16 protein-coding genes are annotated in these 14,838 nt (G+C 67.0%); 9 read left to right on the plus strand and 7 right to left on the minus strand.

What is annotated here, in order from left to right; genetic code table 11:
* Genes AC1DJN_RS00985 through AC1DJN_RS00995 form a run of 3 tightly spaced genes read right to left on the minus strand, consistent with a single transcriptional unit; the run spans position 1 to position 1,602 of the window.
* Positions 1 to 480, minus strand: a complete 480-nt coding sequence (locus tag AC1DJN_RS00985; protein ID WP_025874607.1) for a GNAT family N-acetyltransferase — start codon at positions 478 to 480, stop codon at positions 1 to 3.
* Between the two features lie 60 nt (positions 481 to 540).
* Entirely contained in the window at positions 541 to 1,215 is a 675-nt protein-coding gene (gene rpe, locus AC1DJN_RS00990; RefSeq protein ID WP_025874606.1) for a ribulose-phosphate 3-epimerase, read from the minus strand.
* 57 nt (positions 1,216 to 1,272) lie between these two features.
* Positions 1,273 to 1,602, minus strand: coding sequence for a J domain-containing protein (locus AC1DJN_RS00995; RefSeq protein WP_025874605.1), 330 nt, complete (start codon positions 1,600 to 1,602; stop codon positions 1,273 to 1,275).
* A gap of 144 nt (positions 1,603 to 1,746) precedes the next feature.
* Between AC1DJN_RS00995 and AC1DJN_RS01000 the strand changes: the two genes are divergently transcribed.
* The 8 genes from AC1DJN_RS01000 to AC1DJN_RS01035 all read left to right on the plus strand — a co-directional run bounded on the left by AC1DJN_RS01000 (position 1,747) and on the right by AC1DJN_RS01035 (position 9,602).
* On the plus strand, positions 1,747 to 2,673 hold the full coding sequence (locus AC1DJN_RS01000; RefSeq protein WP_032976644.1) for a phosphoribosylaminoimidazolesuccinocarboxamide synthase: 927 nt from the start codon (positions 1,747 to 1,749) through the stop codon (positions 2,671 to 2,673).
* Between the two features lie 206 nt (positions 2,674 to 2,879).
* The gene (locus tag AC1DJN_RS01005) at positions 2,880 to 3,365 is read left to right on the plus strand and encodes an Mpo1 family 2-hydroxy fatty acid dioxygenase (protein WP_025874603.1); all 486 of its coding nucleotides are present in this window, start codon (positions 2,880 to 2,882) and stop codon (positions 3,363 to 3,365) included.
* A 332-nt stretch (positions 3,366 to 3,697) separates the two neighbouring features.
* On the plus strand, positions 3,698 to 6,526 hold the full coding sequence (locus AC1DJN_RS01010; RefSeq protein ID WP_442251369.1) for a monovalent cation/H+ antiporter subunit A: 2,829 nt from the start codon (positions 3,698 to 3,700) through the stop codon (positions 6,524 to 6,526).
* Positions 6,526 to 6,903, plus strand: a complete 378-nt coding sequence (locus AC1DJN_RS01015; RefSeq protein WP_025874601.1) for a Na+/H+ antiporter subunit C — start codon at positions 6,526 to 6,528, stop codon at positions 6,901 to 6,903. The genes AC1DJN_RS01010 and AC1DJN_RS01015 overlap by 1 nt, the downstream gene beginning before the upstream one ends.
* The gene (locus tag AC1DJN_RS01020; protein WP_478038599.1) at positions 6,900 to 8,435 is read left to right on the plus strand and encodes a monovalent cation/H+ antiporter subunit D; all 1,536 of its coding nucleotides are present in this window, start codon (positions 6,900 to 6,902) and stop codon (positions 8,433 to 8,435) included. Before AC1DJN_RS01015 ends, AC1DJN_RS01020 begins: the two co-directional genes overlap by 4 nt.
* Positions 8,432 to 8,938, plus strand: a complete 507-nt coding sequence (locus AC1DJN_RS01025) for a Na+/H+ antiporter subunit E (RefSeq protein WP_478038601.1) — start codon at positions 8,432 to 8,434, stop codon at positions 8,936 to 8,938. Before AC1DJN_RS01020 ends, AC1DJN_RS01025 begins: the two co-directional genes overlap by 4 nt.
* Positions 8,935 to 9,219 carry a K+/H+ antiporter subunit F gene (locus AC1DJN_RS01030; RefSeq protein WP_025874598.1) on the plus strand — a complete coding sequence of 95 codons (285 nt, stop codon included), beginning with the start codon at positions 8,935 to 8,937 and terminating at the stop codon, positions 9,217 to 9,219. The genes AC1DJN_RS01025 and AC1DJN_RS01030 overlap by 4 nt, the downstream gene beginning before the upstream one ends.
* Complete coding sequence (locus AC1DJN_RS01035; protein WP_025874597.1) at positions 9,216 to 9,602, plus strand: Na+/H+ antiporter subunit G; 387 nt, start codon at positions 9,216 to 9,218, stop codon at positions 9,600 to 9,602. The genes AC1DJN_RS01030 and AC1DJN_RS01035 overlap by 4 nt, the downstream gene beginning before the upstream one ends.
* Positions 9,603 to 9,710: 108 nt before the next feature.
* Here the strand turns inward: AC1DJN_RS01035 and AC1DJN_RS01040 are convergent, their stop codons facing one another.
* Together AC1DJN_RS01040 and AC1DJN_RS01045 are read right to left on the minus strand one after the other, a co-directional pair.
* Positions 9,711 to 10,670 (minus strand): sodium:calcium antiporter, encoded by a 960-nt coding sequence (locus tag AC1DJN_RS01040; RefSeq protein WP_312964400.1) that lies wholly within the window; start codon positions 10,668 to 10,670, stop codon positions 9,711 to 9,713.
* Between the two features lie 73 nt (positions 10,671 to 10,743).
* A complete protein-coding gene (locus AC1DJN_RS01045; RefSeq protein WP_049467575.1) occupies positions 10,744 to 11,388 on the minus strand; it encodes a hypothetical protein in 645 nt (214 codons plus the stop codon).
* Between the two features lie 124 nt (positions 11,389 to 11,512).
* Here AC1DJN_RS01045 and AC1DJN_RS01050 point away from each other — a divergent pair, with 124 nt between their 5' ends.
* Positions 11,513 to 12,049, plus strand: a complete 537-nt coding sequence (locus tag AC1DJN_RS01050) for a hypothetical protein (RefSeq protein WP_282279471.1) — start codon at positions 11,513 to 11,515, stop codon at positions 12,047 to 12,049.
* 206 nt (positions 12,050 to 12,255) lie between these two features.
* On the opposite strand, the gene hmgA is transcribed toward AC1DJN_RS01050, so the two are convergent.
* Together hmgA and hppD are read right to left on the minus strand one after the other, a co-directional pair.
* On the minus strand, positions 12,256 to 13,554 hold the full coding sequence (gene hmgA / locus AC1DJN_RS01055) for a homogentisate 1,2-dioxygenase (RefSeq protein WP_032976636.1): 1,299 nt from the start codon (positions 13,552 to 13,554) through the stop codon (positions 12,256 to 12,258).
* 78 nt (positions 13,555 to 13,632) lie between these two features.
* Positions 13,633 to 14,745, minus strand: a complete 1,113-nt coding sequence (gene hppD / locus AC1DJN_RS01060; RefSeq protein WP_301869906.1) for a 4-hydroxyphenylpyruvate dioxygenase — start codon at positions 14,743 to 14,745, stop codon at positions 13,633 to 13,635.
* Between the last annotated feature and the right edge of the window lie 93 nt (positions 14,746 to 14,838).

The following is a 14,838-nucleotide window of genomic DNA, read 5'->3' on the forward strand; positions in this document are numbered from 1 at the left end:
CTACCCGGCGAATGCCTTCAGCGCCTCACCTTCCAACCGGTACACCGTCCACTCGTCCTGCGGTCTGGCCCCGGCTGCGGTGTAGAACTCGATGGCCGGCGTGTTCCAGTCCAGCACCGACCATTCGAAGCGACCGCAACCTTCAGCTACCGCCTGGCGGGCGATGTACTTCAGCAGCGCTTTGCCCGCGCCGGAGCCGCGTTTTTCCGGGCTCACGTACAGGTCTTCCAGGTAGATGCCCTTGCGCCCCAGCCAAGTGGAATAGTTGTAGAAATACACCGCGTAGCCGATGGCTTCGCCGTTCGCCTCGCAGACCAGCGCGCGGGCGGTGGCGTCGGCGCCGAACAGGCTTTCGGCGATGCCGATCTCATCGGTCTGCACCGACTGCTCTGCCTTCTCGTAGATCGCCAGTTCGCGGATGAACCGAAGGATCAGGCCGGCGTCGGCGACGGTGGCCGGGCGGATGTTCAGGAGTGCCATGAGCAGAAAAAAGGGGACGGAGGGGATTAAGCGAGCTTAATCCCCTCCGTCCCCTTTTTGTCAGCGCGCTGCAGCGACGTTGGCGCGCATCTGCGCGATCACGTCCTGGTAGCTGGTCTTGGCGTTGAAGATGGCCGAGCCGGCGACGAACGTGTCGGCGCCAGCGGCGGCGATCTCGCCGATGTTGTCGGCCTTCACGCCACCATCGATCTCCAGGCGGATGTCACGGCCGCTGGCATCGATCTTCTGGCGCACCACGCGCAGCTTGTCCAAGGCCGACGGAATGAAGGCCTGGCCGCCGAAGCCCGGGTTGACCGACATCAGCAGCACCAGGTCGAGGTCGTCCAGCACCCAGTCGAGGATGTCCACCGGGGTGGCCGGGTTGAGCACGATGCCCGGCTTGCAGCCCAGCGAGCGGATCAGCTGGATGGTGCGGTGCACGTGGCGGCTGGCCTCCGGGTGGAAGCTGATGTAGGTGGCACCGGCCTCGGCGAAGTCCGGGATGATGCGGTCGACCGGCTCGACCATCAGGTGCACGTCGATCGGCGCGGTGACGCCGTGCTTGCGCAGCGCCTGGCAGACCATCGGGCCGATGGTCAGGTTGGGCACGTAGTGGTTGTCCATCACATCGAAATGGACCCAGTCCGCACCTGCGGCCAGGACGTTGTCGACTTCCTCGCCCAAGCGGGCGAAGTTGGCCGAGAGGATGGAAGGAGCGATGAGGCAGTTGGACATGGCCGGGGCCTTCGGAACGGGGAAAGGGGTCTCCCGCCCGCAGGCGGGGCAATGGGGTCAGCGCTTGCGCAGGGTCTTGATGCGGTCGTAGGCGGCGTTGATGCGCCGCGACTTCTGCTCGGCCTGCTGCTGCAGCTCGGGGGCGGCGCCGCCCAGCTTGTCGGGGTGGTACTGGGAGATCAGCTTGCGGTAGGCGCGCTCGACCTCGGCATCGGTGGCCTCGGAGGTCAGCCCCAGCTCGCGGTACGGGTTCTCCTTGTTCAGGCGGAACCAGTCGCTGTCGAAGGCATGCCCCAGCAACAGGCCGACCACCGCGCCGAACAGCGGATTGGGCCGGAACAGCAGGGCGCCGGCGATGAATCCGAGCAGTTTTCCGTACCAGCGCATGGCGCTCCGGGGTCGGCCGACGAAATGGACGCTCATTTTACGTCACAGCGGGCCCGGACCGCTTTACACTAGGCCGCCCGCTGACCAGTTGCGGGCCCGCCGGGTCCCCTGGGCAGCCGTCTCGACGAAGCCCCAGGAGTGCCCGTGCCAACCACGCTGTTGCAATCCGATCTCCCCGGCCTGCCCTTGCGCCACCGCGGCAAGGTGCGTGATGTGTTCGATATCCCGCGCGAGCGACTGCCGGCCGGTACCCCACCGGGGGACTACCTCTTGATGGTCGCCACCGATCGCCTGTCGGCGTTCGATGTGGTCCTGCCCGACCCGATCCCGGGCAAGGGCGAGATGCTCTGCCAGGTGTCCAACTTCTGGTTCGCCAAGACCGCGCACCTGATGCCCAACCACCTGACCGGCATCGATGTGGCCAGCGTGCTGCCCGAGGGCGTGGACGCGGCCCTGTACGCCAAGCGCGCGGTGGTCACCCGCAAGCTGAAGCCGGTACCGGTGGAAGCCATCGCCCGTGGCTACCTGATCGGCAGCGGCTGGAAGGACTACCAGCGCACCGGCAAGGTCAGCGGCATCGAGCTGCCCGACGGCCTGCGCCAGGCCGAGCAGCTGCCCGAGCCGATCTTCACCCCCTCGACCAAGGCCGCCGTTGGCGACCATGACGAGAACATCGACTTCGACGCGATGGTGAAGACGGTCGGTGCGGAAATGGCCGAGCGGGTGCGCGACGCGACGCTGCGCATCTACAAGTTCGCGGCCGATTACGCACGCGAGCACGGCATCATCCTGGCCGACACCAAGTTCGAGTTCGGTACCGACGCCGACGGTCGCCTGTACATCATGGACGAGATGCTGACGCCGGATTCCTCGCGCTACTGGCCTGCCGACGAGTACGAAGTGGGCACCAGCCCGCCGAGCTACGACAAGCAGTTCGTGCGTGACTACCTGGAGACGCTGGACTGGGGCAAGACCGCCCCGGGCCCGAGCATCCCGGCGGAGATCATCGAGCGCACCCGCGCCAAGTATGCCGAGGCGCTGCAGCGCCTGGCCGGGATCAGCGTCGACTGATTCCCCTGCGCCCCGGCCCGCGTGGCGGGGGCGTTCTGAATGCGGTAGTGCAGGCCGCTGGCCGGCAAGCCCGGCGAACGTGCAGCCAGGCATGGCCTGGCTCTACTGACGGTTGGCAGTGCCGGTCGCTGGCCGGCAACCCCGCGAACCTGCAGCCAGGCATGGCCTGGCTCTACTGCCGGCCCCGGCCGGGGTATGCTGGCCACATGCAGACCAGCACCCAGCTTGCGCGTCCGATCGACCGCTATTTCGCCAGCTACTCCGACGACCACCGCAATGTGGTCAACCAGCGCATCCACGTGGTGGCGGTGCCGGCGATCCTGTGGTCGGTGGTGGCCCTGCTGTGGTGCGTGCCGCCGCTGATCACCTGGTTCCAGTACGGCATCTGGTCGGCGTTCGCGATGTTCAGCGCGTGGTGCTTCTACAACAAGCTGTCGCGTCCGCTGGGCATCGGCATGCTCATCCAGTTCTTCGTGTTCGGCTGCCTGTGCCGGCTGCTGGAAGCGGAAATCGGCCTGCACAACCTGCGCTCGCTGGCCATCGGCGTATTCGTCGTCGCCTGGATCGCGCAGTTCATCGGCCACAAGTTCGAAGGCCGCAAGCCCAGCTTCCTGACCGACCTGACCTACCTGCTGATCGGCCCGGCGTGGGTGATGGCCAAGGCCTATCGCAAGCTCGACTGGCGCTACTGACCAGCGTCGCCGCGTCGACGCCTTCGTTTCCTGAACGGGCAGATCCCGTCACCGACACTGCACGGCGCGCCTGCCAGCCTGCCGCGGTGACCTCCTCACCTTGCCCCGCCCAGCGGCGGCGGTCCCTGTGCGACAGGGGCTGCGCTGTCCCTGCGTGGGCGTAGGGTGGACCTGCCCACCGGGTCCTGATGGGTCATCCGCGCGGCATGCTGCATCGCAGAAAAAATGAATCAGCGCACGTTACATGCAATTGATCGCTGTTCAATGGGTTTCGGCGACATTTGGCAGCCTGTTATGCTCCCTGACCTGCTCGTGAATCATGGATTCCCTGCATGCTCCCCAGCCTGCCCCTGCTGCTGGCCCTGCCGTTCCTCATGGCAGTGGCTGTCGCAGCCTTCCCCCGTAGTTCGCGCTCGACTGCTGCCTGGCTGGCGGCGCTGGCGCCGTTGGGCGGGCTGGCGATCCTCGCCTGGCTGACCCCATCGGTACTTGATGGCCAGGTGGTGCGCACGATGGTGCCGTGGCTGCCGCAGATCGGCCTGGACTTCACCCTGCGCCTGGATGGCCTGGCCTGGATGTTCGCGGGGCTGGTGCTGGGCATCGGCGCGCTGGTGGTGCTGTATGCGCGCTATTACCTCAGCAGCCAGGACAACGCGCACCGCTTCTATACCTACCTGTTGCTGTTCATGGGCGCCATGCTGGGCATGGTGCTGTCGGGCAACCTGTTGCTGCTGATGGTCTTCTGGGAAATGACCAGCATCAGCTCGTTCCTGCTGATCGGTTTCTGGTCGCACCGCCAGGACGCGCGCGAGGGCGCGCGGATGGCGCTGGTGATCACCGGCGGCGGCGGCCTGGCGCTGCTGGCCGGCGTGCTGCTGATCGGCCGCATCGTCGGCAGCTTCGACCTGGACGTGGTGCTGGCCGCCGGCGAGCAGATCCGCGCCAGCGCGCTGTACCCCTATGCCCTGTTCCTGGTGCTGGCGGGCATCTTAACCAAGAGCGCGCAGTTCCCGTTCCACTTCTGGCTGCCGCATGCGATGGCCGCGCCGACCCCGGTGTCGGCCTACCTGCACTCGGCCACCATGGTGAAGGCCGGTGTGTTCCTGCTGGCGCGCCTGCATCCTGCATTGGCCGGCAGCGATCTGTTCTTCTACACGGTCAGCGGCATCGGTGCGATCACCCTGCTGATCGGTGCCTGGAACGCGATCTTCCAGCATGACCTGAAGGGCCTGCTGGCCTATTCGACGATCTCGCACCTGGGCCTGATCACCCTGCTGTTCGGCCTGTCCACGCCGATGGCGGTGGTCGCCGGCGTGTTCCACATCATCAACCACGCCACCTTCAAGGCCTCGCTGTTCATGGCCGCCGGCATCATCGACCACGAGACCGGCACCCGTGACATGCGCAAGCTGGGTGGCCTGCGCAGGCTGATGCCGTTCACCAGCGCGCTGGCGATCATCGCCTCGCTGGCGATGGCCGGCATCCCGCTGCTCAACGGCTTCCTGTCCAAGGAAATGCTGTTCGCCGAAGCGCTGTCGGCCGGTGGTACCGACACCATGCGCACGGCGGTGTCGATCGCCGCGCTGCTGGCTGGTGTGTTCGGCGTGGCCTACAGCCTGCGCTTCGTGCACGACACGTTCTTCGGCAAGGGCCCGCATGGCCTGGACCGCGTGCCGCACGAACCGCCGCGCTGGATGAAGGTGCCGGTGGAGATCCTGGTGGTGATCTGCGTGGCGGTGGGTATTGCCCCGGCCGTGACCGTGGCCCCGGTATTGCACGCGGCAGCCGTTTCGATCCTCGGCAGCGCGATGCCCGAATACAACCTGTCGATCTGGCATGGCTTCAACCTGCCGCTGGCGATGAGCGCCGCTGGCGTGGTCGGTGGCGTAGCCCTCTACTTCGGCCTGCGCAAGCTGATCGATCTGCATGCGGTAACCAACACCACGCCGGGACGCAACGTCTTCCACCACCAGCTGGACCTGCTGTCGGCCGGTGCGCAGCGGTTGACCGCCGGCATCGCCAACGGCAGCCTGCAGCGCATGCTGCTGGGCCTGGTGCTGGTGGCGATCGTGGTCGCCGCCGCGCCCTACATTGCCAACCCGGCCTCGCCGGAATGGACCAGACCGCAGCCGATACCGCTGCTGGGCTGGGCGTTGTGGCTGGTGATGATGTCCTGCGCGGTGGCGACCCTGCGCATGTACAAGCAGCGCCTGCTGGCCGTGCTGCTGGTCGGCGGCGTCGGCCTGATGGTGGCGCTGACCTTCGTGTTCCTGTCCGCACCGGACCTGGCGCTGACCCAGCTGCTGGTGGAGATGGTGACCCTGGTGCTGATGCTGCTAGGCATGAACTACCTGCCGGCACAGTCCGGCCCGGAGCGGCCGCGCTGGCGCAAGCGCCGTGATGCGCTGATCGCGATCGTGGCCGGTGCCGGCCTGGGCGCGCTGGCGTACAGCGCGATGACCCTGCCGCCGAACACCATGGCCGGCGAGCTGCTTGCCCGCGCCCTGCCCGAGGCGTACGGCCAGAACGTGGTCAACGTGATCCTGGTCGACTTCCGCGGCTTCGATACCTTCGGCGAGATCACCGTGTTCGGCATCGCCGCACTGGTCGTGCATGCGCTGCTGCGTCGCACGCGGATGGCGCCGGAGCAGATCATGCCCGGTCCGCCGATCAAGCTGCCTGTGCCTGCCGATCTGGCCCAGATCATGTTCCCGCTGACCCTGACGGTCTCCATCTTCCTGTTCCTGCGCGGCCACAACGCGCCGGGCGGCGGCTTCATCGCCGGCCTGGTGCTGGCGGTGCCGCTGCTGATCCAGTACGTGATCCAGGGCACCGCCTCGGTGGAGTCACGCTTCGGCTTCGACTACATCCGCTGCATCGGTACCGGCCTGCTGATCGCCATCCTCAGTGGCGCCGCGTCGATGCTGTTCGGCGTGCCGTTCCTGACCAGCGGCCACCTGGACCTGCACCTGCCGTTGATCGGCGATGTACCGCTGGCCAGCGCGATTGGTTTTGATATCGGCGTGTACCTGGTGGTGTTCGGTGGCGCGATGCTGATGCTGTCGATGATGGCCACCGTCAAACCCTCGCGGACGCGCACCGCGCACAAGGGCGAGATCGACCTGCAACGCCGCTCGGCACGAACGGGGGAGATGCACTGATGGAACTGGCCCTGGCCTCTGCGATCGGCGTGCTGACCGCCATCGGCATCTACCTGCTGCTGCGCGCGCGCAGCTTCGATGTGATCCTCGGCATGACCTTCCTGTCCTACGCCACCAACCTGCTGATCTTCGCCGGTGGCCGCGTGGTGCAGGGCAAGGCGCCGGTGCTGCAGGAAGGCGTGGAAAGCCACCTGGGTAATTACACCGACCCGCTGCCACAGGCGCTGGTGCTGACCGCCATCGTCATTGCCTTTGCGATGACCGCCGTCAGCATCGTGCTGGCCATGCGCAGCCGCAGCGACAACCACAGTGACCACGTGGACGCGCACGAGCCGGACGACGATGCACCGCCGCGCCGGGGCGAGGACCGCGCATGAATCATCTGGTGATCCTGCCGATCCTGGTACCGCTGCTCGGCGCTGCGCTGTCGCTGTTCGTCGAACACCGCCGCTATGGGCCGAAGGTGCAACGCGCCGTGGCGTGGACCGCGCTGGGCGCGCTGGCGGTGGTGGTCGGCCTGTTGTTCGCCGACACCGCTGGCGGCGACATCCGCGTGTACCTGCTGGGTGACTGGCCGTCGCGCCTGGGCATCGCACTGGTGGCCGACCGGCTGTCGGCGTGGATGCTGCTGACCACCCTGCTGCTGGCCATCCCCTGCCTGCTGCATGCGTGTTCGGGTTGGGACCGGCGCGCACCGCACTTCCATGCGCTGTTCCAGTTCCAGCTGGTCGGCCTCAACGGCGCCTTCCTGACCGGCGACATCTTCAACCTGTTCGTATTCTTCGAGGTGATGCTGATCGCCTCTTACGGCCTCCTGCTCAGTGGCGGCCGTGGCCTGCGCATGCGCATCGGCCTGCACTACGTGGTGTTCAACGTCACCGCCTCGACCCTGTTCCTGATCGCACTGGGCCTGCTGTACGCCTCGCTGGGTTCATTGAACATGGCCGAGCTGTCGCAGCGCATCGCCGAAGTACCGCCTGCGCAGCTGACCCTGGTGAAGGCGACCATGGGCCTGTTGCTGCTGGTGTTCTGTGCCAAGGCCGCGCTGATGCCGCTGTACCTGTGGCTGCCCGAATCGTATGCGCGTGCACCGGCTGCGGTGGCGGCACTGTTTGCGATCATGACCAAGGTGGGCCTGTATGCCGTGCTGCGCATCCAGATGCTGTGGTTCGGCGAGGATGCGGGGGCGATGGCCGGCTACGGCCGCGACTGGCTGCTGTGGGCCGGCGTAGCGACGCTGGTGCTGGGCGGCCTGGGCGCGTTGGCCGCCGCGCGCCTGCGCGTGCTGATTTCGTATCTGGTGATCGTCTCGGCGGCCACGTTGTTCATCGCCTTCTCGGTGGGCACGCCTGAGGTGCTGTCGGCCGGCCTGTACTACCTGCCGCACAGCAGCTTCGTCGCCGCCGCACTGTTCCTGGTCGCCGACCTGATCCGACGCCGCCGTGGCGGCGCCAGCGACCGCAAGGAAGTGATCGCACCGATGCCCGGCAAGGAGACCCCGGCCGTGCTGTTCCTGATTGCGGCGGTGTCGGTGGCCGGCCTGCCGCCGCTGTCCGGCTTCCTGGCCAAGGCCGCGCTGTTGGCCGGCATGCCGGCGCAGTACACCGGCGCGGTGTGGACCGCAGTGCTGGTCARCAGCCTGCTGGTCATCATGGGCCTGACCCGCGGCGGCATCCGCCTGTTCTGGCGCGTGCCGCTGCCCGATCCCGATGCACCGCCACCGCGCAAGGCACCACTGCGCCGTGTGGAGCTGTTCGCCGCCTGCATCCTGCTGGCGTACGGCATCGGCATGACCTTGTTCGCTGCCCCGCTGATGCAGCACACCGACGCCATCGCCACCCAGCTGCTGCAGCCGGGCGACTACGTGCAGCAGTTGCGCGCGACCACGCCGGAGATCCGCCAGCCATGACCGCCAAGCGTTCCCCGATCCGCCGCCTGCTGCCCTCGCCCGCGCTGAGCGTGATGGTGGTGGTGTTCTGGCTGTTGATGTCCGACAGCTTCACACTCGGCCAGTTCCTGCTGGGCCTGCTGCTGGGCGTGGTCATTCCGCTGTTMGCCGCGCGCCTGGACCGCGAGTTCGCCCGCATCGGCACCCTGCGGCCGCTGCCGAAGCTGCTGTTCGTGACCCTGTGGGACATCCTGATGTCCAACATCCGCGTGGCCATCCAGGTGCTGGGCCCGGAAAAGAACATCCACCCCGGTTTCATCTGGCTGCCGCTGGACATCGCCAACATCCACGGCATCGCCGCGCTGACCAGCATGATCACCCTGACCCCCGGCACGGTGTCGGCCGCCCTCAGCGACGACCGCAAATTCCTGCTGGTGCACGTGCTGCACCTGGAAGACCCGCAGGAGCTGATCGACACGATCAAGCGCCGTTATGAAGCCCCGTTGATGGAGATCTTCCCATGACTGGATTCCAGATCATCCAGACCACCCTGGTGGTGTGCATGCACGTGGTCGGCCTGGCCATGCTGCTGGCCACCTGGCGCCTGCTGCGCGGGCCGACCGTGCCCGACCGCATCCTTGCACTGGATACGCTGTCGGTGACCGCCATCGCCGAGCTGATGCTGTTCGGCATGTACCTCAATTCGGCGATCTACTTCGAGGCGGCACTGATCATCGCCATGCTCGGCTTCGGCAGCACCGTGGTGCTGAGCAAGTTCGTGCTGCGCCGGGACATCGTCGAATGATCACCTTCATCCAGATCGCGCTGTCGATCCTGCTGCTGTTCGGCTGCTTCTTCATCCTGGTCGGCGCACTGGGCCTGGTGAAGCTGTCCACCTTCTTCAAGCGCCTGCACGCACCGACCAAGGCCAGCACGCTGGGCGTGGGCTGCGTGCTGGTGTGCTCGGTGTGCTACCACATCTTCCTGGGCCAGGACCCGCAGCCGCGCGAGCTGCTGATCACCGTGTTCCTGTTCATCACCGCACCGATCAGCGCGCACCTGATGGCCAAGGCCGCACTGTCGCTGCTGATGGAAACGCGCCCCAGCCTGCCGGGCAACGAGCGTGCCGAAGACGAGCAGCTGCCGCCGCCGGAACCGGAGCGCGAAGAGGAAACCACCGCGCGTTGACGGTGGGTGCCGACCGTTGGTCGGCACGACCCCGGATAACCGCCAGTAGAGCCAGGCCATGCCTGGCTGCGAGTTCGCCGAGGTTGCCGGCCAGCGGCCGGCACTACCTCAGACCGGTGTGACCAGCGCGATTTCCAGCCCCAGCCAGGCCACGAACGCGCCCAGCAGCACCGCACCTTCGATGCGGCTGATGCGCAGGTCGCCGCGCAGCATCGGGTACAGCACCAGTGCGAAGGCCAGCACCGCCGGCAGTTCCAGGCGCACGAACGAGGCTGGCAACGCCAGCGGCTGCAGCAGCCCCATCGCACCGATCACCAGCATCAGGTTGACCACGCTGGAGCCGAGCACGTGGCCCAGCACCATGTCGCCGTGACCACGGCGTGCTGCCGCGACCGCGGCCGCCACCTCCGGCAACGCAGTGCCGATCGCCACCGGCAGCAGACCCACCAGCAGCGGCGTCCAGCCCAGCGCGGCGCCGAAATCAGCGGCGGCACCGACCACCAGGCGCGCGCCCCAATACAACGCCAGTGCGGCAACCAGCAGGCGCAGTACGTTCAACGGCAGGCTGGTGCGGCTCAGGGCTGACTCGGCAATGATCGCCTGTACCTCGGCGCTCTCATGGCGTCCGCGACGCAGCAGCAGGAACTGCACCACCACGAACCCGGCCACCAGCACGCCGGCCTCCCAGCGCAGCAGGCGGCCATCGAGCCCGAACACGATCAGCAGCAGGCCCGCGGCCAGCAGCCCCCACCACAGCACGGCCTGCAGGCGCGCGCGCAGCAGCAACGGCGCCACCATCGCGGCCACCGCCAGGGTCAGGCCGAGGTTGACCACGCTGCTGCCGACGGCATTGCCCAAGGCCAGCTCCGGCTGGCCCACCACCAGCGCGCGGGCGTTGACCGCCAGCTCCGGCAGCGAGGTGGTGATACCCAGCAACAGCAGGCCTGCGGTGAATGCACTGGCGCCGAAACGCTGCGCCAGGCCGGACACGGCTTTGACGACGGAGTCCCCACCCAGGGCCAGCAACAGCAGGCCGAGCAGGAACCAGGCAATAGCAATAGCGATCATCGGGCGCTCCCCAGCGGTCGTGGCGCGATTCTACGCTCGGCCCACCCGCGACGGGTGAGCCGAGGATGGCCGATCAGCCGCAGCCTTCGGCGTAGTCCACCTGCGGGGTCCTGCCGACCCGCCAGGCGCCGACCTTGCCGTCAGCGCCGAGGGCGAAATCGATGATCGCCGCCCCCTCCTGCGCCGGGCGCACGCGCAGGTGCTGGGCCTTGTCGTCGTATTTGTCCGGGCCGACGTCGGCGCGCTCGGGATAGAGCACCTGCAGCTCGCCCAGGGTCATGCCGACCCGGCCGCCACCGGGGGCGACGATGGACGGGCTGCGTACGTCGTAGCGGACCAGCTTGCGCGCTTCGAACATCAGRCGCGGGTCTTCGGCCCCCTGCGGGCGCAGGAAGTAGCAGCCTTCATTGGCATCGTCGGCAGGCAGCGGCTTGCCAGTGGCGTCGGTACCCAGACCCTGCAAGGGGGTGCCGAAGCCACTGCGGACCTCGGCGATGCCTGCGCCCAGCGTGGCGCCGCCGAAGCCATCCAGGCGTGCCGGGCTGTCGCTGCGCGGATCCACCGGCGAAGCGGTGGCCAGGTCGGCGTCGGCGGGAACGGAGGCATCCTTCGCCGGTGCGGTGGCCGCGGGCGGCGCTGCCGGTGCGGCGGTGTCGGGACTACGGTTGCAGGCGGCCAACGACAACAGCAGCAGGCCGGCCATCGGGAGATGCTTCATCGGTGCGGATCCTTGGCACAGGGTGGGTGCACGCTACCGCAGCCGGCGTGCAGGCGCTGCATTGTCATCGCGGTTTCATCGCCCTCATTCAGGCTGGGCGAGCACCGACTTGGCTGTCCTCCCCATGCAACCGCGCAAGACCGACCTCGCCCGAACCGCGCTGCAGGCCCACCGCGCACCGCTGGACATGCGCCAGCGACGCCTGCTGATCCTGTGTGATGGCCAGCGCAGCATCGCCGAGCTGACCGCACTACTTGGGCAGGACGCGGCAGCGATGGTGATCCAGCTGATCCAGGGCGGATATCTGGTGACCGCTGCGGACGCACCCGCCTCCACGCCACCTGCGCCGGTTGCGATGCCGGCTCCACTGGCGCCGTCAGTCACTGCCGCTTCTGCGGCGCCGGTCGAGCGCCGCCGCTCGCTGGTAGCCGCGCGCATCTATGTGCTGGGAATCCTGGAGATGCAGCGGCATCCCAACGCAGCGGCGCTGTTCCGCGACCTGCAGCAGGCGCGTGCCGAAGGCGAGGTGCTGCGGGTGATGCAATCGGCGCTGCAGGTGCTGCCGGCGCTGACCTCGGAAGGGTACTGCCAGCGCGTGCGGCAGCGGCTGATGGAGGCGCTGCCGGTGGAGCATTGCAGCGCGTTCGCGGCCATTGCCTGAACCGGTGAACAGCATCCACGCATGGCGTGGATCTACTACATCACTTGCCCGGATGGATCCACGTCACGCGTGCACGCGATATCGCGCTTCCCGGTAGATCCACGCCATGCGTGGATGCGGTATCGCGCTTCCCGATAGATCCACGCCATGCGTGGATGCGGTATCGCGCTTTCCGGTAGATCCACGCCATGCGTGGATGCAGACGATCAACGGAAATTGTTGCGCAGGCCGTTCCAGCACTGCTGGTAATCGCCCTGCCGGTGGCTTGCTGCCAGCGCCTGCGCGGTCGGGCGGATCACCCCACGGGTCTCGAACATGAAGGCCATGGTGTCCTTGATCACATCCGGCTTGGACAGATCCGCATTGGAGGCCTTGTCGAAGGTCGGGGCATCCGGACCGTGGCCGCTCATGCAGTTGTGCAGCGACGCACCGCCCGGCACGAAGCCTTCGGCCTTGGCGTCGTAGGCACCATGCACCAGGCCCATGAACTCGCTGGCGATGTTGCGGTGGAACCACGGCGGGCGGAACGTGTTCTGCGCCACCAGCCAGCGCGGCGGGAAGATCGCAAAGTCCATGTTGCTGGTGCCCGGGGTGTCGCTGGGCGAGTGCAGCACCAGGAAGATCGACGGATCCGGGTGGTCGTGGCTGATCGAGCCGATGGTGTTGAAGCGGCGCAGATCATAGCGGTACGGCGCGTAGTTGCCGTGCCAGGCGACCACGTCCAGCGGCGAATGATTGATCGGCGCACGCCACAGGCGGCCGTCGAACTTGGCAATCAGTTCGAAATCGCCGTCGACGTCTTCGAACGCGGCATGCGGGGTCTCGAAATCGCGCGGATTGGCCAGGCCGTTGGAACCGATCGGGCCCAGGTCGGGCAGCTTCAGCAGTGCGCCGAAGTTCTCGCAGATGTAGCCGCGGCTCGGGCCATCCGGCAGCTCGACGCGGAAGCGCACGCCGCGCGGAATCACCGCGATTTGCTGCGGTTCGATCTCGATCACGCCCAGCTCGGTCAGCAGGCGCAGGCTGCCCAGCTGCGGCACGATCAGCAGTTCGCCGTCGGCGTCGTAGAAGTAGCGGCCGACCATGTCACGGTTGGCCGCGTACAGATGGATGCCGACACCGGCATGCGCGTCGGGCGAGCCGTTGCCGCCCATCGTGTACAGGCCTTCGACGAAATCGGTGGGCAGTTCCGGCAGCGGCAGCGGGCTCCAGCGCAGCTGGTTCGGCGAAGCCGGCTGTGCACTGAAATCGCACTGCAGCTGCGATTGCGCGAAGGGAGTGAACTCACCGTGGGTAACCGCCGGACGGATCCGGTACAGCCAGCTGCGGCGATTGCTGCCGCGCGGTGCGGTGAATGCGGTACCGGTCAGCTGCTCGGCATACAGGCCATGGGCCACCTTCTGCGGCGAGTTCTGGCCGACGGGCAGCGCACCGGGCACGGCCTCGCTGGCGAACTCGTTGCCGAAACCGGACTGGTAGCCGCGGGCGGTGATGGAGGGAGACATGGGGGTTCCTGGAAGCCTGGGGAAAGCCGCCGGGCGTGGCCCGGCGCTACCGGTGGAGAAGGTGCCGTTGTGGAAACCTTACAGCACGCCGCGGCGGATCTGGTCGCGTTCGATGCTCTCGAACAGCGCGGTGAAGTTGCCTTCGCCGAAGCCTTCGTTGCCTTTGCGCTGGATGATCTCGAAGAAGATCGGGCCGATGCAGTTCTGGGTGAAGATCTGCAGCAGCTTGCGCTGGTGGGTTTCCGGGTCGGCGTCGATCAGGATCTTGTTCTTCGCCAGGCGGGCGACGTCCTCACCGTGGTTGGGCACGCGCTGGTCGATCACATCGAAGTAGGTCTCCGGCGTGTCGAGGAAATCCACGCCCTGCGCGCGCATGGCTTCGACCGTTTCGTAGATGTTCTCGGTGAAGCAGGCGATGTGCTGGATGCCCTCGCCCTTGTACGCATCCAGGTACTCGTTGATCTGGCTCTTCGGGTCGGACGATTCGTTCAGCGGAATGCGCACGATGCCATCCGGCGCGGTCATCGCCTTGGACACCAGGCCGGTCTTCAGGCCCTTGATGTCGAAGTAGCGGATCTCGCGGAAGTTGAACAGGCGCTCGTAATAGTCCGACCACTGCTGCATGTTGCCGAAGTACAGGTTGTGGGTCAGGTGGTCGATGAAGGTCAGGCCGAAGCCCTTCGGGCGCAGCTCGGCGCCGGCGATCAGCTCGTAGTCGCCATCGAAGATGCTGCCGGCATCGCCGTAGCGGTCCACCAGGTACAGCATGCAGTCACCGATGCCCTTGATGACCGGGGCGTTCACCGCCTTGCTATCCGGCTTGAAGGCGATGGCTTCGGCGCCATTGCCCAGCGCGGTCTGGTAGACCTCCGCGCCCGGCTTCTTGAAGCGGATGGCGAAGCCGCAGGCGCACGGGCCGTGCTTTTCAGCGAAGTCGGCGGCGAACGAATCGGGGTCTTCATTGACCAGGAAGTTGACGTCGCCCTGGCGATAGACGGTAATCGGACGCTGCTTGTGCTTGAGCACCGCGCTGAAGCCCATCTTGCGGAAGTACTCGTGCAGCTCGGCACCACGGCCGGCCGGTGCGGCGAATTCGACGAACTCGAAGCCGTCGATGCCCATCGGGTTTTCGAAGGTGGTGACCTGCATGCCGGGGTTGGGATGCGAGGCGGACGGGACTGCGGTATTCATGGCGTGGCTCCGAATCGGTGCCGCATCGGCACAAACCAGGTGCGGGCGGGGTTGGACCCGGCGAGAATGCAGGGTACGGACCCAACACTTATA

This window comes from Stenotrophomonas sp. 05L414_2, from assembly GCF_056397905.1.

What these genes read in the sequence shown, in the direction of transcription:
- AC1DJN_RS00985 (WP_025874607.1), bottom strand. Translation starts at nt 480, where the DNA reads ATGGCACTCCTGAACATCCGCCCGGCCACCGTCGCCGACGCCGGCCTG.
- rpe (WP_025874606.1), bottom strand. Translation starts at nt 1,215, where the DNA reads ATGTCCAACTGCCTCATCGCTCCTTCCATCCTCTCGGCCAACTTCGCC.
- AC1DJN_RS00995 (WP_025874605.1), bottom strand. Translation starts at nt 1,602, where the DNA reads ATGCGCTGGTACGGAAAACTGCTCGGATTCATCGCCGGCGCCCTGCTG.
- AC1DJN_RS01005 (WP_025874603.1), top strand. Translation starts at nt 2,880, where the DNA reads ATGCAGACCAGCACCCAGCTTGCGCGTCCGATCGACCGCTATTTCGCC.
- AC1DJN_RS01010 (WP_442251369.1), top strand. Translation starts at nt 3,698, where the DNA reads ATGCTCCCCAGCCTGCCCCTGCTGCTGGCCCTGCCGTTCCTCATGGCA.
- AC1DJN_RS01015 (WP_025874601.1), top strand. Translation starts at nt 6,526, where the DNA reads ATGGAACTGGCCCTGGCCTCTGCGATCGGCGTGCTGACCGCCATCGGC.
- AC1DJN_RS01030 (WP_025874598.1), top strand. Translation starts at nt 8,935, where the DNA reads ATGACTGGATTCCAGATCATCCAGACCACCCTGGTGGTGTGCATGCAC.
- AC1DJN_RS01035 (WP_025874597.1), top strand. Translation starts at nt 9,216, where the DNA reads ATGATCACCTTCATCCAGATCGCGCTGTCGATCCTGCTGCTGTTCGGC.
- AC1DJN_RS01040 (WP_312964400.1), bottom strand. Translation starts at nt 10,670, where the DNA reads ATGATCGCTATTGCTATTGCCTGGTTCCTGCTCGGCCTGCTGTTGCTG.
- AC1DJN_RS01050 (WP_282279471.1), top strand. Translation starts at nt 11,513, where the DNA reads ATGCAACCGCGCAAGACCGACCTCGCCCGAACCGCGCTGCAGGCCCAC.
- hmgA (WP_032976636.1), bottom strand. Translation starts at nt 13,554, where the DNA reads ATGTCTCCCTCCATCACCGCCCGCGGCTACCAGTCCGGTTTCGGCAAC.
- hppD (WP_301869906.1), bottom strand. Translation starts at nt 14,745, where the DNA reads ATGAATACCGCAGTCCCGTCCGCCTCGCATCCCAACCCCGGCATGCAG.